The organism is Xanthomonas campestris pv. badrii (assembly GCF_012848175.1).
In the GTDB taxonomy this organism is placed as follows: domain Bacteria; phylum Pseudomonadota; class Gammaproteobacteria; order Xanthomonadales; family Xanthomonadaceae; genus Xanthomonas; species Xanthomonas campestris_C.
The window spans coordinates 2,479,175-2,500,359 of record NZ_CP051651.1; the positions used below are offsets into that span (position 1 = coordinate 2,479,175).

The 21,185-nt window shown below is 67.5% G+C and carries 19 protein-coding genes, 1 tRNA gene and 1 other RNA gene; 10 read left to right on the forward strand and 11 right to left on the reverse strand.

Features of this window, described 5'->3' with window-relative positions; all coding sequences use genetic code 11:
• Positions 1 to 121 precede the first annotated feature (121 nt).
• From HG421_RS10415 to HG421_RS10430, 4 genes are all read left to right on the forward strand, one after another.
• Positions 122 to 838 carry an AraC family transcriptional regulator gene (locus tag HG421_RS10415; protein WP_082861864.1) on the forward strand — a complete coding sequence of 239 codons (717 nt, stop codon included), beginning with the start codon at positions 122 to 124 and terminating at the stop codon, positions 836 to 838.
• 171 nt (positions 839 to 1,009) lie between these two features.
• Positions 1,010 to 2,677 (forward strand): signal recognition particle-docking protein FtsY, encoded by a 1,668-nt coding sequence (gene ftsY, locus HG421_RS10420; RefSeq protein WP_169706324.1) that lies wholly within the window; start codon positions 1,010 to 1,012, stop codon positions 2,675 to 2,677.
• A gap of 241 nt (positions 2,678 to 2,918) precedes the next feature.
• A complete protein-coding gene (mutY, locus tag HG421_RS10425; RefSeq protein ID WP_169706325.1) occupies positions 2,919 to 3,992 on the forward strand; it encodes an A/G-specific adenine glycosylase in 1,074 nt (357 codons plus the stop codon).
• 19 nt (positions 3,993 to 4,011) lie between these two features.
• Positions 4,012 to 4,290, forward strand: a complete 279-nt coding sequence (locus HG421_RS10430) for an oxidative damage protection protein (protein WP_104542932.1) — start codon at positions 4,012 to 4,014, stop codon at positions 4,288 to 4,290.
• 132 nt (positions 4,291 to 4,422) lie between these two features.
• Here the strand turns inward: HG421_RS10430 and HG421_RS10435 are convergent, their stop codons facing one another.
• The 3 genes from HG421_RS10435 to HG421_RS10445 form a co-directional block, all read right to left on the reverse strand.
• A complete protein-coding gene (locus HG421_RS10435; protein ID WP_169706326.1) occupies positions 4,423 to 6,048 on the reverse strand; it encodes a hybrid sensor histidine kinase/response regulator in 1,626 nt (541 codons plus the stop codon).
• A gap of 263 nt (positions 6,049 to 6,311) precedes the next feature.
• Entirely contained in the window at positions 6,312 to 6,587 is a 276-nt protein-coding gene (locus tag HG421_RS10440) for a hypothetical protein (RefSeq protein WP_169706327.1), read from the reverse strand.
• 261 nt (positions 6,588 to 6,848) lie between these two features.
• Positions 6,849 to 6,924: transfer RNA gene (locus HG421_RS10445), tRNA-Phe, on the reverse strand.
• 179 nt (positions 6,925 to 7,103) lie between these two features.
• Between HG421_RS10445 and HG421_RS10450 the strand changes: the two genes are divergently transcribed.
• The 6 genes from HG421_RS10450 (at position 7,104) to dxs (ending at position 13,337) form a co-directional block, all read left to right on the forward strand.
• Complete coding sequence (locus HG421_RS10450) at positions 7,104 to 7,640, forward strand: lipocalin family protein (protein ID WP_169706328.1); 537 nt, start codon at positions 7,104 to 7,106, stop codon at positions 7,638 to 7,640.
• 100 nt (positions 7,641 to 7,740) lie between these two features.
• Positions 7,741 to 7,817, forward strand: a non-coding RNA gene (locus HG421_RS10455) — sX9 sRNA.
• A gap of 73 nt (positions 7,818 to 7,890) precedes the next feature.
• Positions 7,891 to 8,367, forward strand: a complete 477-nt coding sequence (locus tag HG421_RS10460) for an LEA type 2 family protein (RefSeq protein ID WP_169706329.1) — start codon at positions 7,891 to 7,893, stop codon at positions 8,365 to 8,367.
• Positions 8,368 to 8,404: 37 nt separating this feature from the next.
• The gene (locus tag HG421_RS10465) at positions 8,405 to 10,198 is read left to right on the forward strand and encodes an acyl-CoA dehydrogenase C-terminal domain-containing protein (RefSeq protein ID WP_169706330.1); all 1,794 of its coding nucleotides are present in this window, start codon (positions 8,405 to 8,407) and stop codon (positions 10,196 to 10,198) included.
• A gap of 258 nt (positions 10,199 to 10,456) precedes the next feature.
• Entirely contained in the window at positions 10,457 to 11,113 is a 657-nt protein-coding gene (locus tag HG421_RS10470; protein WP_169706331.1) for an HNH endonuclease, read from the forward strand.
• A gap of 307 nt (positions 11,114 to 11,420) precedes the next feature.
• Complete coding sequence (gene dxs / locus HG421_RS10475) at positions 11,421 to 13,337, forward strand: 1-deoxy-D-xylulose-5-phosphate synthase (protein WP_169706332.1); 1,917 nt, start codon at positions 11,421 to 11,423, stop codon at positions 13,335 to 13,337.
• Between the two features lie 213 nt (positions 13,338 to 13,550).
• Here dxs and HG421_RS10480 read toward each other — a convergent pair whose 3' ends face one another.
• From HG421_RS10480 to HG421_RS10515, 8 genes are all read right to left on the reverse strand, one after another.
• Complete coding sequence (locus HG421_RS10480) at positions 13,551 to 14,804, reverse strand: glycosyltransferase (protein WP_169706333.1); 1,254 nt, start codon at positions 14,802 to 14,804, stop codon at positions 13,551 to 13,553.
• The gene (locus tag HG421_RS10485; RefSeq protein ID WP_169706334.1) at positions 14,794 to 15,405 is read right to left on the reverse strand and encodes a hypothetical protein; all 612 of its coding nucleotides are present in this window, start codon (positions 15,403 to 15,405) and stop codon (positions 14,794 to 14,796) included. Before HG421_RS10485 ends, HG421_RS10480 begins: the two co-directional genes overlap by 11 nt.
• On the reverse strand, positions 15,383 to 16,534 hold the full coding sequence (locus HG421_RS10490; protein WP_169706335.1) for a glycosyltransferase: 1,152 nt from the start codon (positions 16,532 to 16,534) through the stop codon (positions 15,383 to 15,385). The genes HG421_RS10485 and HG421_RS10490 overlap by 23 nt, the downstream gene beginning before the upstream one ends.
• Complete coding sequence (locus HG421_RS10495) at positions 16,525 to 17,484, reverse strand: NAD-dependent epimerase/dehydratase family protein (RefSeq protein WP_169706336.1); 960 nt, start codon at positions 17,482 to 17,484, stop codon at positions 16,525 to 16,527. Before HG421_RS10495 ends, HG421_RS10490 begins: the two co-directional genes overlap by 10 nt.
• Positions 17,481 to 18,329, reverse strand: a complete 849-nt coding sequence (locus tag HG421_RS10500; RefSeq protein WP_169706337.1) for an MBL fold metallo-hydrolase — start codon at positions 18,327 to 18,329, stop codon at positions 17,481 to 17,483. The genes HG421_RS10495 and HG421_RS10500 overlap by 4 nt, the downstream gene beginning before the upstream one ends.
• Positions 18,329 to 19,327, reverse strand: coding sequence for a 3-oxoacyl-[acyl-carrier-protein] synthase III C-terminal domain-containing protein (locus HG421_RS10505; RefSeq protein ID WP_228331063.1), 999 nt, complete (start codon positions 19,325 to 19,327; stop codon positions 18,329 to 18,331). The genes HG421_RS10500 and HG421_RS10505 overlap by 1 nt, the downstream gene beginning before the upstream one ends.
• Positions 19,328 to 19,580: 253 nt before the next feature.
• Positions 19,581 to 20,594, reverse strand: a complete 1,014-nt coding sequence (locus HG421_RS10510; RefSeq protein ID WP_169706339.1) for a TraB/GumN family protein — start codon at positions 20,592 to 20,594, stop codon at positions 19,581 to 19,583.
• 95 nt (positions 20,595 to 20,689) lie between these two features.
• The gene (locus HG421_RS10515; RefSeq protein ID WP_169706340.1) at positions 20,690 to 21,151 is read right to left on the reverse strand and encodes a cupin domain-containing protein; all 462 of its coding nucleotides are present in this window, start codon (positions 21,149 to 21,151) and stop codon (positions 20,690 to 20,692) included.
• Positions 21,152 to 21,185: the final 34 nt, after the last annotated feature.

Below are 21,185 nucleotides of genomic sequence, written 5' to 3' on the forward strand. Positions count from 1 at the left end.
GCAATGCGAAGTGAAAATGCGGAAATCCGCACAATCGCCAAGCTGCTTCAGGCCACGCGTTTGCGCTAGGATCAGGGACGGGCTGCACCTGTCGTACAGCCGTTCAACCGTGACTGCCACCATGACCCTGATGGACCTCAACCTTCCCGCGCTGGAGATGCAGACGCTGTTCGATGCGCTGCCGGACGTGGTGTTCTTCATCAAGGATGGCGAAGGCCGCTACACCCATTGCAATCTCACCCTGGTGCGCCGGCTCGGGCGCAAGCTGCGCAGCGAGATCATCGGGCGTTCGCCACTGGAAGTGTTCCCGCTGCCGCTAGGCGGCAGTTACATGATGCAGGACCGTCGCGTGCTGCTCGGCGAACTCATCGACAACCAGCTGGAAGTGCACCTGTATCCCAACCGGTTGCCCGGCTGGTGCCTGACCTTCAAGCGCCCGCTGTGCGAGGCCAACGAGGTGATCGGCGTGGTCGGCATCTCGCGCGACCTGGGCCAGCCGGACAGCCGTCACTCGGCCTACGAACGGCTCAGCCAGGTGATGGATCACATGCAGGCCAACTTCGGCGACAACCTGCGCGTGCAGGCGCTGGCCGACCTGGCCGGGCTGTCGGTGGCGCAGCTGGAGCGGCACTTCCGCCGCGTGTTCCAGGTTACCCCGCAGCAGCTGCTGACCAAGCTGCGCATCGAATCGGCGATGCGGCTGCTCTACGGCGACGACAGTATCGCCAGCATCGGCCAGCGCTGCGGCTTCGCCGACCAGAGCGCGTTCGCGCGCCAGTTCAAGGCCACCGTCGGCATGACGCCGCGCGATTACCGTGCCCTCAAGGGACAGTTGTAGGTGCGCATCGACGCGCTGACACAGCGCTGGCACAAATGCCGAATTCGGCAGCATGGCAGGGCTCGCTGAGGCCAGGGCCGGCACCGGTCCGACAGCGCAGCACTGAAGGGCGCGTCAAGGTGCGCCGGGACCCGGATGGTAGACTTCCCGGTTTCCCCTACTGCGTTGCCAATGGCCAGCTTTTTCCGCCGCAACAAGCCCACCACGCCCGACAGCTCGCGTACTTCGCGCTACAGCCTGGAAGAACTGGCAGCCGCATTCCCCACCGCACCGGCTGCCGCCACGCCCGCCTCGCCGCTCGAGGCCGTGACGCCTGCGCAGACCGGCACAGCGCCGGCCACCGAAACGCCAGTCACGCCCGCGCCAGCCGCAACGCCTGCACCGGCGGTGGAGACCCCGAAGCCGGCTGTTACCCCGGCCGACGAGCTTGCGCGCGACATCGCTGCACGCACCGGCCAGGCGCAGAGCATCGCTGCGGTGCCGACCGCGCCGACGCCGCCTGCCGCAACCGCCCCCTCCGCCCTGCAGGCCCTGCCGGACCCGGCACCGAGCGCTGCGCCAACCCTGCCGACTCCGGTGGTGGTGGTTCCGCCAGTGGTCGTGCAGCCGCAGGACGCCCCGAATGCACCTGCTGCCGCGCCCTCCCCCGCGGCAGCCCCCCCGACGCAGCCGGCACCGGCCACCACACCATCGGGCGCAGCACCTGCTGCTGCCGTCCCAGCGGCCATCCCGCCGGTCGCCGCTGCGCCGGCCATCGTACCGCCGGCAGCACCCTCGACGGCTTCCCCAGCCCCTGCCGCCGTTCCCGCAAGCGCCATCCCACTGGTCACCGCACCCGCCATCGTCAGCAGCCCGGCGCCGGCCACGCAGGACAGCGACAGCATCGTCGGCCAGCACGATGCCCTGCCCGCTGCCCCGGCCGGCAAACCCGGCTGGCGTGAGCGGCTGCGCAACAGCAGCTTCGCGCGCAGCTTCGGCGGCCTGTTCTCGCGCAATCCCAAGCTCGACGACGACCTGCTCGACGAGATCGAAACCGCGCTGATCACCGCCGACGTTGGCATCGGCGCCACCACCGCGTTGGTGGAAGGCTTGCGCAAGCGCATGAAGTCGCGCGAATTCGCCGACGCACAGGCCATGTTCAAGGCCTTGCGCGCCGACCTCATCGCGCTGCTGCAGCCGGTCTCCAAGCCACTGGTGATCGACCGCTCGCTCAAGCCGTTCGTGGTGCTCACCGTTGGCGTCAACGGCGTCGGCAAGACCACCACCATCGGCAAGCTCGCCAAGCGCTTCAAGGACGAAGGCCATAGCCTGATGCTGGCCGCCGGCGACACCTTCCGCGCAGCTGCGGTGGCGCAGCTGCAGGCCTGGGGCGACCGCAATGGCGTGGCGGTGATTGCGCAGGGGCAGAACGCCGATGCCGCATCGGTGGCCTTCGATGCGCTGCAGGCCGCCAAGGCGCGCGGGACGGATGTACTGATCGCCGACACCGCCGGCCGCCTGCACACCCAGACCGGCCTGATGAACGAGCTGGGCAAGATCCGCCGCGTGCTCGGCAAGATCGACGCCGCTGCCCCGCACGAAGTGCTGATGGTCATCGACGGCACCACCGGCCAGAACGCCATTTCGCAGCTGCGCCAGTTCCATGCGGCGGTCGGCGTCACCGGCCTGGTGGTGACCAAGCTCGATGGCACCGCCAAGGGCGGCGTGGTGTTCGCGCTGGCGCGCGAGTTCAACATCCCGATCCGTTTCGCCGGCATCGGCGAACGCCCGGAAGACCTGCGCGTGTTCGACCCGGTGGCGTTCGTGGATGCCTTGCTGCCGGAGGCGCTGGGCGGCTGAGTGAGAGCCGGGACTCGGGACCGGGGACCGGGGACCCGGGACGTAGTCACGGCGGACCGTCTGCACCTGATCACTGCTCGCTACGTCGCATTGGCCGCTCCAGGCCTCGCAGATCGCCAGGCGACGGCGACGGCCCCGCACGCTGCACCATCGCCGGCCGGCCACGATGGCCGGCAGGCTATGTCATGGTCCGGCGGTTCAAACATGCCCCCAGCCTCTCTCTTTCCAGCCAGCAGACCTCATGCCCGCCGATCCCGCCGCTTCTTCTCCCGACAGCTTCGTCGCCCCGTTGCTGCGCTGGTTCGACGGCCATGGCCGCCACGATCTGCCCTGGCAGCATCCGCGTGCGCCGTACCGGGTCTGGCTATCGGAAATCATGCTGCAGCAGACCCAGGTTGCGGTGGTCATCCCCTACTTCCAGAAGTTCGTTGCCCGCTTTCCAACCCTGCCCGATCTGGCCGCCGCCGATAACGACAGCGTCATGGCGCACTGGGCCGGGCTGGGATACTACGCCCGCGCGCGCAACCTGCATGCCGCCGCCAAGCAATGCGTCGCCCTGCACGATGGCGAGCTGCCGCGCGATGTCGATGCACTGCTCGCGCTGCCCGGCATCGGCCGCAGCACCGCCGGCGCCATCCTCAGCCAGGCCTGGAACGCGCGCTTCCCGATCATGGACGGCAACGTCAAGCGCGTATTGACGCGCTTCCACGGCATTGCCGGCTACCCCGGGCTGCCGGTGGTGGAAAAGCAGCTATGGCAGCTGGCGACCATGCACGTTGCACAGGTGCCCGAGGGCCGCCTGGCCGACTACACCCAGGCGCAGATGGATTTCGGCGCCACCTTGTGCACGCGCGCCAGGCCGGCCTGCATCGTGTGCCCACTGCAGCAGGCCTGCGTCGCGCGCTGCGAAGGGCTGGTGGATGCGTTGCCCACGCCCAAACCGGGGAAGGTGTTGCCCGAGCGCGAAGCCACTGCACTGCTGCTGGAAAACACGCAGGGCCAGATCCTGCTGCAGCGGCGTCCGCCCACCGGCATCTGGGCCTCGCTATGGACGCTGCCACAGGCCGAGACCGACAGTGGCATGCGCGCCTGGTTCGCCGACCATGTCGACGGCGACTACGAGCGCGCCGACGCGCTGCCGCTGCTGGTGCACACCTTCAGCCATTACCGCCTGCATCTGCAGCCGCTGCGCCTGCGCAAGGTCGCGCTGCGCGCGGCGGTGCGCGACAATGACGCCCTGCGTTGGGTGGCCCGCGCAGATCTCGCATCGCTGGGCCTGCCCGCACCGATCCGCAAGTTGCTTGAGTCGCTCTAATCGCTTCGAAGGAAATCGCATGTCCCGCACCGTGTTCTGCCAGTACCAGCAATGCGATACCGAAGGCCTGGATTTCGTGCCCTACCCCGGCGAACTCGGCCAGCGCGTGTTCGCGCAGATCGGCAAGACCGCCTGGCAGGCGTGGCTGGCGCACCAGACCATGCTGATCAACGAAAACCGGCTGTCGCCGCGCGACCCCAAGCACCGCGCCTTTCTCGAAACCGAGCTGCAAAAGTTCCTGTTCGAGCGCAATGCCGACAAGCCGGAAGGCTATGTGGCGCCGCTGGGCGAGGAATAGTCGGGTTGGGATTCGGGATTCGGGATTCGGGATTGGGGATTGAAGGCATCGGCCGCGATGGGTCGGAACCGAATGAAGCGAACCTCCTGCTGAAACGATCTACCTCAGTCGGTCGCGTGGACTGCTGCAGACTCAGCCCACCCCGGTTGGCCCATCCAGCAGCATGCGGATTCGCTTGAGCAATTCCTTCTGCGTGTACGGCTTGTTGACCACATCGAACTCCGCTCCGCCCACATCGGTGCGCTGGATGCTGGCATCGGCATAGCCGGTGGTCAGCAGTACCTTGATCCTGGGCAGCATGCGGCGCGCTTCACGCGCCAGCACCACCCCGTTCATGCCACCGGGCATGATCAGGTCGGTGAACAAGGCATCCACCTCCGGGTGCTGCTCCAGCAACCCCACTGCCTCGCGTCCGCTGGATGCGGAGAGGATGCGGTAGCCGGCGTTCTCCAGGAACATCCTGGCCACCACTGCCACATCCTGCTTGTCTTCCACCACCAGGATGGTCTCGTTGCCACCCTTGTCGATCGCACGGCTCTTGGCGGCCTGCAGATCGTTCTCGAACTCGCTGGACGCCGGGAAATACAGGCGCACCGTGGTGCCCTCGCCCACTTCGCTGTAGATGCGCACGGTGCCCCCGGACTGCTTGACGAACCCGTACACCATCGACAGCCCAAGGCCAGTGCCCTGGCCTTCTTCCTTGGTGGTGAAGAACGGCTCCATCACCCGGCTGGCCACTTCCGGCGGCATGCCCGAACCGGTGTCGCTGACCGCAATGCTGACGTAACGGCCGGGAGCCAGCTGGTGGTGCATCGCCAGATCGTGGTTGGTGATCTCCACGTTCTGCGTCTGCACGGTGACCTCCTTGCGTTCGGACTGCGCCATCGCATCGCGCGCATTGATCAACACGTTCAACAACGCCACTTCGGCCTGCGTGGTATCGATCTGGCAGTTCCACAGCCCCTCTTCCAGCGACTGCCGCATGCTGATACCGCCGCCCAGCGCGCGCTCGGCCATGTTGTTCATGCCCGACACCAGGCCATTGAGGTTCACTACCCGCCCGCGCAGTTTCTGCTTGCGCGAAAACGCCAGCAATTGCTGGGTGAGCGTGGCGGCCTTGGCTGCGGCGGTTGCAGCATGCTCGGCACTGAAGGCAATGCGCTCGGCATTCCTGGCGGCATCGCCGGAGGCCATCATCTGGATCACTTCCAGATGCCCGGACATCACCTGCAGCAGATTATTGAAATCGTGCGCGATGCCGCCGGTCAGCTGCCCCAGCGCCTCCATTTTCTGCGCCTGACGCAGTGCATCTTCGGCGTCGCGGCGACGGCTCACGTCCAGCTGCGAGCCGAAGAAATACACCAGGTTGCCCTGATCGTCGAACACCGGCGAAATGAACAGCGCATTCCAGAACGAGGAGCCGTCCTTGCGGTAGTTCAGCACTTCGGTGGCGAATTCGCGGCGATTCTCGATCGACTCGCGTACGTCCTGCACACTGGCCGGATCGGTCTCCGGGCCCTGCAGGAAACGGCAGTTGTTACCGATGATTTCCTCGGCCGAATACCCGGTCATTTCCAGGAACGCGCGGTTGGCGAACACGATCGGGTTGTCCGGCAGATGCGGGTCGGTCACCGTCATCGGCATGCGCGTGGTTTCCACCGCAGCAAAGAAGATATCCGAGCGGTGCTTCTCGACAGGCAGGCTGCGAGATTCGCTGATCAGGGGCGCTCGCAGCTCTTCGTGACGGGAATCGTTCAAGTGGTGTTCTCCGCGGGGCCATTCCCGTGCCCCCAGTCTAGTTGGCGTCGGTGAGTTGCTCCCTCACATCGATGAGCCTTTCCCTTACGACGAGGGGCGCTCATGCAACCGAATTGCCCACTGCCTGACACGGCCGGTTCGCTGCATCGACTACACGCCACGCTCATGCGCGCCGACGCGCGTGCCTGGTCAATCGCGCCCGGATACGCTGTGAGTGGAAAAAAATTGCCGATGACCCCGCCTGCGACCATCCCACCGCGCGACTACTCGCCTGCGGTTTCGCCAGTGCGGTATTCCTTCGGATCCAGAAACTCCGCCAGGCACGATCCCACCCGCAACGCCTGCTCGCGCGCGTCGCCGCGATACTCGCCCTCTCCGGCGCCTTCGATCGTGGCGATCGGCGCGCTACGGTCGCGGTGATAGACAAACGCAGTCGAGAACCACCGTGTCTGGCCGGGGGCCTGACTTTCCATCGTCTCCACGCGGAATTCGCCGCAGTAGCCGTGGATCAATGTGCGTCGGAGGGTGTTGTGCGTCATGCGCGAAGTATCGCCACGCCGGGTTGAAGATCGCGTGGAAAATCACGCCGTTACATCACGACTACGGTGCCCTGACGCAAGCACTGCCCGAAGCCGGCAGTCAGCCGCGTGATGCCACCAGAGCACTGCCTGGCAAAGCCCGATTGCGCCACACACTCAGATTTGCACCGCCGCAAAAAGCGATCGGATCAAGTGCAACGCGAGGAGAGACAACGACCCGGTGATGACCGGAAAGCCTTGCGAACGAAGGCCTGCAGAAAATGGTGGCCGAGGACGGAATCGAACCGCCGACACGGGGATTTTCAATCCCCTGCTCTACCAACTGAGCTACTCGGCCACTTACCTGCAACACGATGCCTGCGTTGCGAGGACGCGCATCATAGCGAGCAGGCGCAGTTTGGGCAAGCGTTGTGACGAACTTTGTCGCAGGTTGCCTCGGCAGCCGGTTCCTTGCGCCGGTTCACGCCGCGCGGCGGGGTGCATGGCCTAGCCTGCGCGCGTGAACCGGAGATCGCCATGCGCCTGCCCCGCCTGTTGTTGTCATGCATTGCCCTGCTGCCGCTGACGGCGCTTGCGCAGCAACCGGTGCGTGCGGTGCCGCAGCTGGATCTCTCGCGCTACGCCGGGCAGTGGCATGAGATCGCGCACCTGCCGGTGTCGTTCCAGAAGAAGTGCCGCGGCGACATCACCGCCAGCTACACGCTGCGCGACGATGGCCTGATCGGGGTGCGCAATGGCTGCCGCACGGCCAACGGCGAGCTGGTCCAGGCCGACGGCGTGGCGCGCCCGGTCGAGGGCCAACCCGGCCAGTTGCAGGTGCGCTTCGCCCCGGAATGGCTGGGCTGGTTGCCGCTGGTGTGGGCGGACTATTGGGTGATCGCACTGGACCCGGACTATCAATGGGCAGTGGTCGGCGAGCCGGACCGCAACTACCTGTGGATCCTGTCGCGCTCGCCACAGATGCCGCGCGCGCAGTTCGAGCAGCTCAAGGCGCAGGCCACCCGGATGGGCTACGACCTGTCGCCGCTGATCGTGGCCGCGCCACTGCTGTAAATCGGGCTGCCTGACGATCGGCCAGAGCGACGTCGCCTTGGATCAGCCAACACAACCACTGCGCAACCGCCGGGCAGGCGCGGCCGGTACCCGGTGCGGCATGGTCCACTCGTCCATTCCGGCTTCTTGCACGCCCTCCACACCCAGCGGACGACTGCCGGCGATATTCGGTGAGCCGCTCCAGGCCGCGAGGCGCTGCCCGTACTGCGTAGTATTCTTGGCGCCGCCTCATCGCCAAGGACCCACCTACATGCGTCGTGCCTATCGCCTCCTGATCGTGTTGCTGGCCTGCGGCCTGCTGTTGAGCGGCTGTGGCGGCGCGGTGCGCCGTGTATCCGAGCCGGCAGCCAGCATCCAGCAACTCACCGTGCGTGCCGACGGCGCGTGGTCGGTGGACCTGCGCCTGCAGAACTACAGCAGCATCCCGATGCAGTTCGAGCGCGTGTCGCTGGAGATCTCCGCCGACGATCAGGTGGCCGGCAAGCTCGACCAGGCCGTGGGCATCTCGATCGGCCCGGAAACCGCCGATGTGGTCACCGTCAGCCTGCAACCCACCTCGCTGGGCCGGATCACCGTGGCCGACGTGCTCGCTGGCGGCCGCTCGCTGCCTTACACCCTCAAGGGCACCGTCTGGGCGACCCCGCAGGACAAGAAACAACGCGAGTTCGCGGTGGAATCGCGCAACACGCTCAGCCCGGCCCCCGGCCTCAACGGCGTGCTGCGCTGACGCGCACGCGTTTCGTACCGTCTTCGAAGGATCCCGCATGAGCAGCTATACCGCACCACTGGCCGACTTCCGTTTCGCCCTGCACGACGTCCTGGGCGCCGAAGCCCTGTTCGCCCGGCTCGGCTACACCGAGGCCAGTGCCGACATCATCGATGCCGTGCTCGAAGAGGCCGGCCGCTTCACCAGTCAGGTGCTGGCGCCGCTGAACAGCGTGGGCGATGAAATCGGCTGCGCGTTCGACAAGAGCACCCACGCGGTGACCACGCCGCCGGGGTTCCGCGCTGCCTACGATCAGTTCGTGGAAGGCGGCTGGAACGGGCTGACCGCCGAACCGGAATTCGGCGGGCAAGGCATGCCGCATTTGCTGGGCGTGCCGCTCAACGAAATGATCAATTCCGCCAACCTGGCCTGGGGCAATTTCCCGCTGCTCTCGCATGGCGCCACCGAGGCGCTGCGCCAGCATGGCGAGGCCTGGCAGCAGGAGGTCTTCCTCAAGCCGCTGATCGACGGCCGCTGGACCGGCACCATGTGCCTGACCGAACCGCACTGCGGCACCGACCTCGGCCTGCTCAAGACCCGCGCCGAGCCCAATGCCGACGGCAGCTACGCCATCACCGGCACCAAGATCTTCATCACCGCCGGCGAGCACGATCTCACCGACAACATCGTGCATCTGGTGCTGGCCAAGCTGCCCGATGCCCCGGCCGGCGCCAAGGGCATCTCGCTGTTCGTCACCCCCAAGTTCAAGGTGGACCGCGATGGCAGCGTGGGCGAGCGCAATGCGCTGCACTGCGGCTCGATCGAGCACAAGATGGGCATCAAGGGCTCGGTGACCTGCGTGATGAACTTCGAAGGCGCCCAGGGCTATCTGGTCGGCCAGCCGCACAAGGGACTGCAGGCAATGTTTACCATGATGAACACTGCGCGCCTGAGCGTGGGCCTGCAAGGCATCGGCCTGTCCGAGCGCGCCTACCAGAACGCCCTGCGCTACACCCGCGAGCGGTTGCAGTCGCGCGCGCTCAGCGGCGCCAAGGCACCCGACAAACCGGCCGACCCGATCATCGTGCACCCGGACGTGCGCCGCATGCTGCTGACCATCAAGTCGCTGACCGAAGGCAGCCGCCTGCTGGCGCTGCACGCAGCCAGCCTGGTCGACCTGGCCCACCGCGGCGCCAGCGAGCAGGAGCGCAATGATGCCGAGACCCTGGTGAGCTTCCTCACTCCGATCTGCAAGGCCTGCCAGACCGAATGGTCGATCGAAAACACCTACCATGCGCTGCAGTGCTTCGGCGGCCACGGTTACATCCGCGAATACGGCATGGAGCAGCTGGCCCGCGACGCCCGCATCACCACCATCTATGAAGGCACCACCGGCATCCAGGCGCTGGACCTGATCGGCCGCAAGACCGCCGCCAGCCAGGCCGCCGGGCTCAAGCTGTTCCTGGCAGACGTGGAAACCTTCGCCAAGGCACAGGAAGGCAATGCGGCACTGGCCGAGTTCATCAAACCGCTGCGCGACAAGGCCAGCGAATGGGCCATGCTGACCCGCGACGTGCTCGACCGCGCCGCGCGCAACCCGGACGAACTGGGTGCGGCCAGCTACGACTACCTGTTCTATTCCGGCTACGTGGTGCTGGCGTATTGGTGGGCGCGCAGCGTGGCGGCCGCCGATGCCTCCGCGCAGGGCGAGGACTTCAAGCGCGCCAAGCGCGAGACGGCACGCTTCTATTTCGCCCGTCTCCTGCCGCGCACGCTGACCCACGCCGCCACCATCCGCAGCGGCGCCGCCCCGCTGATGTCATTGGAAGCGGAGTTGTTCGGCGAGGCCTGAGCGACATCGTCGCCCGGGTCTGCCGCCGTCGTAGGAGCGGACCTGGCCGCGACGAGGTGGAATCGATCGGCAAGGCCTCGTGCCCAGCTGCGCGCGTCCGATCCACCAACGCCATCAACGCGCCCAACGATCGATCCGGCAGCATGGCGGTATCGCGGCCAGCTCCGTCCGTGCCAAGCCATTAGCTGCAAGACACGCGCCAACACTGCTAGCTGCGATACACAAACTGTCAACGATCGGGTATAAGCTGTTGTCCCGATGGAGACAGACACGCACGTAGGTGATGTGATCTTCCCCGGAGGCACCACTGCCCCGGTCGCGGGCAGCGCTGTCGCTGCAATCCAGCAGCTGCCTACCCTGCGCCTGCTTTCGCTGGATGCGCATGGCCGGGTCCTGGACTGGATCAACTGGCAGGATGCGGCCTGCCTGTATGCACGCGACGCCGTGTCCTGGACCCTGGGCGAACCCTGCATGCAGATCCACGGCGGCATCTCGCGGCTCACCGGCGAGCGCAGCACGCTGGAGCTGCACCCCATCATCGCCGCCCGTGGCCATGCCCGCTCGCGCGCGCTGGACCCCACGCCCACACTCAGCAATACCGCCCTGTTCGCGCGCGACGCGCAGCTGTGCATGTATTGCGGCCAGCATTTCAGCCGCCCACACCTGACCCGCGACCACGTGATGCCGGTCTCCAAGGGCGGGCGCGACACCTGGGAGAACGTGGTCACCGCCTGCTTCCAGTGCAATTCGCGCAAGGCCAACCGCACGCCGCAGCAGGCGCACATGCCGCTGCTGGCGGTGCCGTACCGGCCGAGCTGGATCGAGCACCTGATCCTGTCCAACCGCAACATCCTCTCCGACCAGATGGCGTTCCTGCGCGCCCAGTTGCCGAAGCGTTCGAAGTTGTCGCTGTAGGGCGCACCGGCTGGCCGTTGAGAGCCCATCGCAACCGCGCGTGGCTGCAGCGCAGCGATGCAACGGCTCTCGTCGACCTGTCAAGCCTGCCGCGCGTAAAGCCCGCGCAATCGCCGGACATCGCCCACCAGCATCGATCCTGACGCACCGCGCAGGGTGCGGCAGATTGCCGCAGGCGGCTGCGCACAGCGTGCAGACCAGCAACACCGGGCCGCGCCACCCTCACCGCCCGCTGACAGCTGAACCGGTTTGCTTGCCGGGCCTTCGCATGGGGAGGACAATATGGTTTCAGCACATTGACACGATGATGATCGACTCCACCCGCTATCCGCGCCTGTCGCGCATCCAGACCCCCGACGACCTGCGCCGCTTCGACGAGGCCGAGCTTGCGGCCATCGCCGACGAGTTGCGCGCCTACCTCATCGAATCGGTGGGCAAGAGCGGCGGGCACTTCGCGGCCGGGCTGGGCGTGATCGAACTCACCGTGGCCCTGCATTATCTCTACCAGACCCCGGTCGATCAGCTGGTGTGGGACGTCGGGCATCAGACCTACCCGCACAAGATCCTCACCGGCCGGCGCGACCAGATCCACACGGTCAAGCAGAAGGACGGCGTGGCGCCGTTCCCCAAGCGCGAAGAGAGCGTCTACGACACCTTTGGCGTTGGCCATTCCTCCACCTCGATCTCGGCCGCGCTCGGCATGGCGATCGCCGCGCAGCGCAATGGCGACGACCGCAAGGTGGTGGCGGTGATCGGCGACGGTGCGATGACCGCCGGCATGGTCTACGAGGCGCTCAACCATGCCGGCGGCATGGATCCGGAGCCGAACCTGCTGGTGATCCTCAACGACAACCGCATGTCGATCTCCGAAGCGGTGGGCGGGTTGACCAAGATGCTGGGCCGGGCAAGCGGCAGCCGCACCCTCAACGCCATCCGCGAGGGCGGCAAGAAGATTCTCGGCGACAAGAAGAACAACCCCACCGCGCGCTTCGTGCGGCGCTGGGAAGAACACTGGAAGGGCATGTTCGTGCCGTCCACGCTGTTCGAGGAAATGGGGTTCCACTACACCGGCCCGATCGATGGCCATGACCTGCCTGGCCTGGTCGGCGCGCTGAAGACGCTCAAGACCCTCAAGGGCCCGCAGCTGCTGCACGTCATCACTACCAAGGGCAAGGGCTACGAGCTGGCCGAAGGCGACCAGATCGGCTATCACGCGGTCGGCCCGTTCGACCCGAGCAAGGGCCTGGTCGCCAAGACCGGCGCCAAGAAGGCCACCTATACCGATGTCTTCAGCGACTGGGTCTGCGACATGGCCGCCGCCGAGCCCAGGTTGCTGGTGATCACCCCGGCAATGCGCGAAGGCTCGGGGCTGGTGCGCTTCAGCAAGCAATACCCGCAGCGCTACTTCGATGTGGCCATTGCCGAGCAGCATGCGGTGACGCTGGCAGCGGGCATGGCGACCCAGGGCGCCAAGCCGGTGGTGGCGATCTACTCCACCTTCCTGCAGCGCGGCTACGACCAGCTGGTGCACGACGTGGCGGTGCAAAAGCTCGACGTGCTGTTTGCGATCGACCGCGGTGGCGTGGTCGGCCCGGACGGCGCCACCCATGCCGGCAACCTGGACCTGAGCTTCCTGCGCTGCGTGCCGCACATGGTGGTGATGGCGCCGGCCGACGAAGCCGAATGCCGCCAGATGCTGAGCACCGGCGTGCACTACGCAGGCCCGGCCGCGGTGCGCTACCCGCGCGGTACCGGCCCGGGCGTGGCACTGGATGCATCGCTGACCGCCCTGCCGATCGGCAAGGCGCAGCTGCGCCACAGCGGCACGCGTCTCGCCCTGCTGGGCTTCGGCGCGTGCGTGGACGCCGCCGAGGCAGTGGGCCGCGAACTTGGCCTCACCGTGGTCAACATGCGCTTCGTCAAACCGCTGGACAAGGCGATGCTGCTGGAGCTTGCGCGGACCCACGACGGCTTCGTCACCATCGAAGACAATGTGGTGGCCGGCGGCGCGGGCTCGGGCGTGTCCGAGTTGCTCAACGCCGAAGGCGTGCTGATGGCGATGCTGCACCTGGGCCTGCCGGACAGCTTCCAGCACCACGCCAGCCGCGAAGACCTGCTGGCCGAAGCCGGCATCGACCAGGCTGGCATCCGCGCCGCCGTGCTCAAGCGCTGGCCGCACTTGATGACCACCAGCGCGCCGACGCTGAACGCCGCGGCGGGCTGATCCCGCCACGCTGCCACATCGCCACCAGCGGCAATCGCAAACGAACCGGCATGTACCGCGTGTACATGCCGGTTTTTTCGTTGCCGGATCCGTTCGGTGCTTGCCGGACCGGGCCATGTGCGCAATGACCTGTCGCATCCCCGCCCATCTCTGCTGCGGTCATCGCAGGCACGCGCCGACATCGGGCTGACGCTGCACAGCTGCGCGCAAGATCTACGCCGGCACCGCGCCGGTACGCTGAAATCCGTCCACCAGCTCCACGATGCGGCCACGCGCCTGCATGTCGTGCAGCTCCCTTTGCAGCCGACGCACAGCCGGATCCGGCTCGGAAGACGCCAGCGCCTTGCGCAATAGCGCCGGCAGCCCATCCAGTTCCCGCAGCCACCATGCCGCACCGGCGGCCTGCAACCGCGCGGCGTGGTCGAACTGGTCGTAGTCCAGTGGGTACACGATGGACGGCAGCCCGGCGGCCAGGCAGGCGTACAGGATGCCGGCACCGCCGTGGTGAACCACCAAGGCGTAGCGATGTAGGTGCTGCGCATAGTCCACGTAGGGCAGACGCCGGTAGTTGCCGCATGCCGGCTGCGGCGGCGCGGCGGTATCGCCATCGCTGAAGTGGAACACCACCTCGGGAAACTGCGGCGCCAGCGCGCGCAGCACCGCATCCATGCGCTGTTTGACCCATTGCAGGTGCGTGCCCAGGGTCACCAGCACATGCCGCCGCCCGGCGAGAAACTGCGGTGCCTGCACGGCTGACGGCGGCGTGCACAACTGCGGCCCGACAAAGCGCAGCGCGGCGGGCCAGCGCTGCGCGAATTCGAACGAGGGCACGCCCAAGGCCAGGATGCACTGCGGCGAATACACCGCCTCGCTGCCATCGTTGCGATACAGCGCCGGCAATCCGCAGGCGCGCATTTGCCGCCGGTAGCAGGCATGCAGGGTGCGCTTGAAGCCGCGGGTGAGCCGCCGGGCGATCGCATGCCAGGCACGCTGGCGCAGCGTGGTCGCAGGCAGCAGACCGCCGAAGTAAGCCGGCGGCCCGTCGCCGGTTTCGATCACGCAGGGCGAGGGCATGCTGGTCCACCAGGCGATGCCCATCGCCTGCGCCGCCAGCCCGGCACTGGGCAGGGTGAAATCGGCGATCACCAGGTCCGGCCTCCGCGTGCGCCAACGCGCCTGCAGCGCATCGCCCACCTGCGCCATCAACCCCAGCGCGTTGTGCAGCTGCCGGCGCAAACGCACGGGGTGATGGCCGACAGCATGCGGCGGGTTGGCGATCTCCAGCAACACGCGGTCGGCCTGTGCATCCAGGACGCCTGCACCGCGCAAGCCACATGCCTGGATACGCGCCTGCGCAGCCGGCGTGCTGATCACGTGCACGTCGTGATGCGGCGCCAGCTGCCGGGCGATGGCCAGAATCGGATGCAGATGCCCACTGTACGGCGGGGCGACCAGATCAATGCGCATGTCCCCTGCCCCGCAGCGTCTGCTGGACCGTGGCGACGAAGGCCTGGCACTCCGACAGCACGTCCGCAGTGGTCAGGTAATCCATGTGCCCGCAGGCCGGCGCCAGCTGCACCGGCCCGCGAAACAGCGCACGCGAAATCCAGTCGCCGCGCCCCTGCACGCTATGCAACTGCGCGAACGTGGCCGGGTTGCGGCACACCGGGCCGTAGGCGAACACGGCCAGACGCGCGCGCAGCTCCTGCGGCAGCTGCAGCGCGGTGAGCACCTGCAACCCGCAACTGCCGGCCAGCAGCACCGTCATCGGCGCCTGCGCGAGCAAGGCCTGCACGCTCATGCGATCGCTGTGCGCCACGCGCGCAGCACGCGCGGCCAGGTAGTGGCGTGCGTTGGAGACGCTGGCGCGCCACAGCGCAACGCGACGGTGCGGCGCCATGTCGCTGCGGTATGGGTAATTGCACGCGATCAACTGCCGGCCATCGCCGTGCAGCTGCTGCAGAAAATCGCGTTGCTGTGCGCTCAATGCACAGCTCGCCGGGTCGCTCTGCCCGGTGAGGAAGGCGATCTGCATTGGCGACGCGTCACTGCGCACGGAAGCGACCATCTGCCAGCACGCGGTAACGCCGCGTGCGCCAGGCGATGCTGCGTACGCAGGCCGCGTGCAGCAGGTGCAGCGGCTGCAGGCATTCGGCCAGGAGAGACAGCAGCGGCCGATGGCGTACCGCCCCGGTACTGCGCCACTGCACCAGACACAGCAGCAGCGCGCGCAGCAGCAAGAGCGCCGCCCCGCATGCGATGGACCAGCCACCCGGCTGCACGCAGATGCCGAGCAACAGGGCCACCAATACCACCGGCGGCAATCCCTGCAGCACCGAGATGGCACCGGCAATACCGATGCGCTGACGGCGCAGCAGGATCAAGGCGAACAGCATCCAGCGATGCATCTGACGGGCATAGCTGGGCAGATCCGGCATGGCGGTGCGCATCGCCACCGGGGCGATGGATTGCCGGATGCGGCCACCACGTTCGCGCACCAGGGCGGCCACGGCCAGATCGTCGGTGAGCTGGTCCAGCACGCCGCCAAGACCGCCCCAGGCACGCAGGCGCTCGGTACGCGCGGCGTAGCACATGCCGTTGATGGTCAGCGGCGCGGCGAACGGCAGCCAGCCCAGATAGGTGAGCGCGGCATTGTTGTTGACGAACTGCGCCAGCAGCCGCCCGGCCAGGGTGTCGCTGTCGCGGTAATGCGGCAACGCGGTGACCAGGTCGGCGTGCTGCAGATCGCGCAGCAACTGCGCCAGCGCCGCTGCGCCCAACTGCGCATCGTCATCCAGCACCAGGCTGATCGGCGCCTGCACCTGCGCAAGCGCCGCCTGCAGCTTCCATGCCTTCGGATTGAGATCCGGCGGCGCGGCGGGCACCTGCATGCGGGTAATGCGCACCTGCGGATACAGCGCCACCAGCGCATCGGCCACCGTGTTGCCGGCGCGGTCGTCCGCATCCAGCAGCCACAGGAAGTGCGCCTGCGGCAGCGCCTGCAGGTTGGCGGCCAGCACCTGCTGCAACTGCGCGTCGCCCCCCAGGATGGGCTGCAGGATCGCCACATCCGCCTGGCTGGCTGCAGCGTCGTGCGATGGCGCCATGCGTGCGCGGCGTATCACCCACAGCGCCGCGACGGTCTTGACGATGAGCAAGACCAGATAGAGCGCAGCCAGGGCCGACACTAGGCCCATTGCGTCGCCTGCCAGCGGACGAACGCTTCCACGCCCTCGTCCAGACCGACACTGGGCGGCCCCAGATCGGCCAGCGTGCGCTGCGGATTGAAGGTCTTGGAATACGCGAACACGCCCACGCCGAAGCGCGTGATCGGCGGCTCGCTGCGCAATCGCAGCAAGCGATACGCGACCTCCACCACGCTGGCCATGCGCAGCGCCGTGCCGATGCGCACCTCGCGCTGCGGCAGCGGCACGTGCAGGCGTGCCAGCACATCCAGCAACAGCTGCTGCACGTCCACCGGCTGCGCATTGGTGAGGTTGTAGGCGCGCTGCAGCTGCGGTGCGGTGGCAGCGCGGTAGAGGTAATCGCACAGCGCATCGATATAGATCAGGTCGCCGATCACCGGCTGGGTCTGGCCGACGAAACGCGGCAGCGCGCCCTTGCGGGCCGCCGCGATCACGCGCGGAAACAGCACCGTATCGCCCGGCCCGAACACCGCACGCGGGCGCAATACCGACCATTGGCCCGGATAGGTCTCGAGCAGCGTTTCACCCAGGTACTTGGTCTGCGCATAGGTGTTGACGAAGGCCGGGCCGATCGGGCTGTCCTCATCCAGGTCGTACTGATGTTCCTCGCGATAGAACACCGAACTGGACGAGACATACAACAGGCGCGGGCAACCATGCCGCGTGCAGAAGTCGATGACGTTGGCGGTGGCCTGCACGTTGTGCCGGTGGAACTGCGCGCGCGTTGCCCACGGCGAGGCCAGCGCGCCCGCATGGATCACCACATCCGGCTGCCAGTCCAGCGCGAACGGCTGGCTCAGATCGATGCGGTGATAGTCGGGCAGCGCGCTCGCGCGCCGACCGATGCCATGGATCTCCACACCGGGCCGCCCCTGGAAACGCCGCAGGAATGCGCCACCGACAAAACCGGATGCACCGGTCACGAGAATGCGCAGGCTCATCGCCACTCCGGTTGATAACGGTCAAGACTGGGCTGGCAGTGCGAAGGCAGGATGACCAGCTCCGGATGCGCCTGCGACAGGCCGTGCAGCTGTCGCACGGTGCGCTGGAAGGCAGGCCAGTCGTGCATCACCAGGCGGGTGGGCCAGGCCGGCCATTGCAGTGTCTTCCAGGTTGCCCACGACCACACCGCATCTGCACACAGCAACACCTCGCGGTCCTGTTGATCGCGCAGCCACAGCCCCATCTGCCCCGGCACATGGCCAGGCAGCGGCACAGCGAGCACGCTGCCGTCTTCGAACAGATCGTAGGCAATGCCCAGGCCTTGCCAGGCACCGGTCAATGCACGCTGCGGCGCCTGTTCGGCGAACTGCATGCGCTGATCGAAATCGGCCGGCAGCAGCTGCGGCAACAGCGCGCGGCGCAACCCGCCCAACCGCGAACAGCTGCGCATCTGCGCATAGTCCGCGCGCAGACAGATGAAACGCGCGTTCGGCAGATCGCGCAGGCCACCGATATGGTCGGCGTGGAAGTGCGACACCAGGCACCAGGCGATCTCGTCCAGCTGCACGTCACGACGCGCCAGTTGCGCGCCCAGGGTTTCGTGCGCCGGCAGCATCACCGGCGTGGTCCAGCGGTACAGGCGTTCCGGCCACGGATCGGTGGCGCGGAAAAAATGCTCCGCATAGCCGGTATCGTAGAGCAGCGCGCCGCGCTGCGGATGCCGGATCAGCACGCTCAAGGCCGGAAACTCGACCGCATGCCAATGCCCATCGGCGCGCACCATGCGTTCGCAATGCCGGCAATGGCCGATGCGCAGCAGGTCGAGGGAAACGCGCGGCGCCATCAGTAGCGCAACACCATGCCGCCGATCGCCAGGCCGGCGCCGGTGCCGAGCAAGGCGACCAGCTCGCCGCGCTGCAGTTGCCGATCCACCACGGCATGATGCAGGGCATGCGGCAACGAGGCGGCCACCTGGTTGCCGGTGGTCGGCAGGATGCGCACCACCTGCTCGGCATGCAGCCCCAGCGCCTGCACCACATGATCCAGGCCGCCACCGGAGGCCTGGTGCGGCACCAGCCAGCGCAACGCAGTGGCCGCAACCCCCGCCTCGTCCAGCAACTGCGTCCAGAACGCCGGCAGGTGACGCGCGGCAAAGCGGTACGCGCCGCGGCCATCCATCCAGAACAGGCGCGAGGCCGCGGGTGCGCTTGCGTCTCCGTGCGGCGCACGGGTGCCGCCGCCGCCGATGCGGCACAGGTCCGCGCCGTTGCCATAACTGGCAAGGCGGCTGGACAGCAACGCCGAGTCCTGGTCTGCACTGCTGCGCCCGACCACGACCGCGGCAGCGCCATCGCCGAACAATCCCGCAGTGCCGGGGGTGGCCTCGTCCAGCCCGGCCGAGGCCACTTCGCTGGAGACGATCAATACGCGCCGGTAGCGGCCCAGGGCCAGCGCATTGGCGGCCATGTCCAGCGCCACCAGGAAGCTCAGGCAGGTGGCATTGACATCGAATGCGGGAATGCCCGAATCGCCCAAGCCCAATGCGCGCTGGATCAGCACCGCCTGACAGGGAATCGGTTGCTCCATGACCGCACAGGCCGAGATCAGGCAATCGATCTGGCTGCCGTCGATGCCGGCAGTGTCCAACGCCTGCTGCGCCGCGGCCGCTCCCATCGACGATGCCGTTTCGCCCGCGCCCACGTAGTGGCGGGTGACAACCCCCAGGCGTGCGGCCGTGGTTCCGGCCGGCAACAGCCAGCGCGCGTCCAACTCGCCCGAGCTGACTTCGCGCGCCGGGACATGGCGCCCGGTGCCCAGGATGCGCAGCGGCAATGCGTTCAACACGAAAGCTCTCGGCAAAGAAGGCGCGCAGCATACCGTGGCAGCAACGGCCGGCCTAACCCCGCACGGCCAGTCGCCCTGCGCGATCGCAATGCCATCCGGACGGCGCGCGACACGGCTGCGGCGACCGGGCGCGGCACGCACCGCTCCAAACGGCTGCAGGCACTGCACACCCCACATCGTGGGCGCACCGCAGCAGGCACTCACGCGTGCACACGTGCCGGGAGCGCGCGCCGCCCTGCGCGTCAGGCGATCAAGGCGCCTCCACCGCGTAGCCGAGCGCCTGCAAGCGGGCCAGATAGCCGTCGGGCGCGGTCAGGCGACTGATCGGCAACACCGCGAAGGTGCTGCGATTGCGCTGCAATGCGGCGCTGGCGATGCCGAGCCAATGCTCGCGCATGCGCCGTTCCAGATCGTCGATACCACGCTTCCTGGCCGCTTCGGAACTGGCCATCGCACTCATGCACGCCGCCTGCGGATCTTCGCGCGGCAACTGGCGCAACGCTTCGATGTCGCCCACCGACCAGGCATTGGCGCGTTCGACCATGGTGGGGAGATCGCGCTCCACCGTCACCAGGATGCTGCGAAAACAGGCGGTGTCGTCCATGCCGCCGGCGCGAAACTCCTTCAGCGCCTGCCGCGGGTCGGCGATCTTGTAGTCCAGCGCAGTCGGTGTCGGCTTGATGCCCGCGCGCTTGGCGGCACGCTCCACCACCGACCAGATCACCGGCGAGCGGGCCAGACCCGACCGTTTCAGCGCCGCCTGGTACAACTCGCCAGCGGCCAGCATCGGGCGCTTGCGCTCCACGCCGCGATCGTTGCCGATGTAGCGGGCCTTGGCCACGCTCCAGCGGGCGTAGAGATCGGGCGGCAGCACCTGTCGCAGTTCGCGGCCATCGGCGTTCTTCATTGCCTTCATCGCCGACGGCAGCAAGGTGAGTTTGCCGAAGAACCCCATGTCCGCATCGAGCTGCACGGTCGGCGCCATCAGCACCTGTTGCGACTGGCCGATGATGGTTTCCACTTCACTCGACTGCCACTGCAGGCGCTTGGGCAACGGCGACTGCGTGCCCAGGATCCACAACACGTGGTCGCCCTTGCTGACCTTCCACAAGCCGGGCCCGGGCTGCACACCGCGGACCACCATCGCTTCCAGATCCACCACCGGTGGTGGTGCCGGCGCCGTCTTCGGCGACGTATCGCTGGCCGCCGCCAGCAGCGACACCAGCATCAAGCCCACTCCCCATCCCGCTGCCCTGTATCGCATCGCGCATTGCCCCCTGTGTGAGGCGGACATTACGTGAAGCCGGCACCTGCCGCGTTAGGGAAGCGTTGCACCAGGCCAGCAGCGCATGACTGACATCAGCGTGGGGCCAGCGTTGCCAGATGCGCTGCCAACGGCGACGCGGCATCGAGCAGCGCAAACCCTTCCCAGACGAAGCCCGGCGAGACCGTGCATCCCACCAGGGTGAAGTCGCCCAGCGAGCGTGCCGCCTGCCACTGCCCCGCGGGAACCACCTGCATCGGCTCGCCGCGTTCGGCCGCGTCCAGGGTCCGCCGCTGCAGTTGTCCGCTGGCTTCGTCGTAGAGCAGCAACTCCAGGGCATCGCCCTGCTGCCACTGCCAGGTTTCCTCGGCATCGACGCGGTGCCAGGCGCTGCATTCGCCTGCAGCCAGCAGAAACCGGATGGCCGTCAGCGCCGGGCGGGCGCGTCCGTCGTCGATCACCTGACGGGCAGAGGCGTAGATGCGACGGAAATGCCCGCCTTCCGGGTGCGGGGCCAGGTCGAGCGAGCGGATCAGGGCAGCGGCAGTGGGATGCATGCCCGCATGCTAGGGCAGCAGCCGTCGCCGTGCA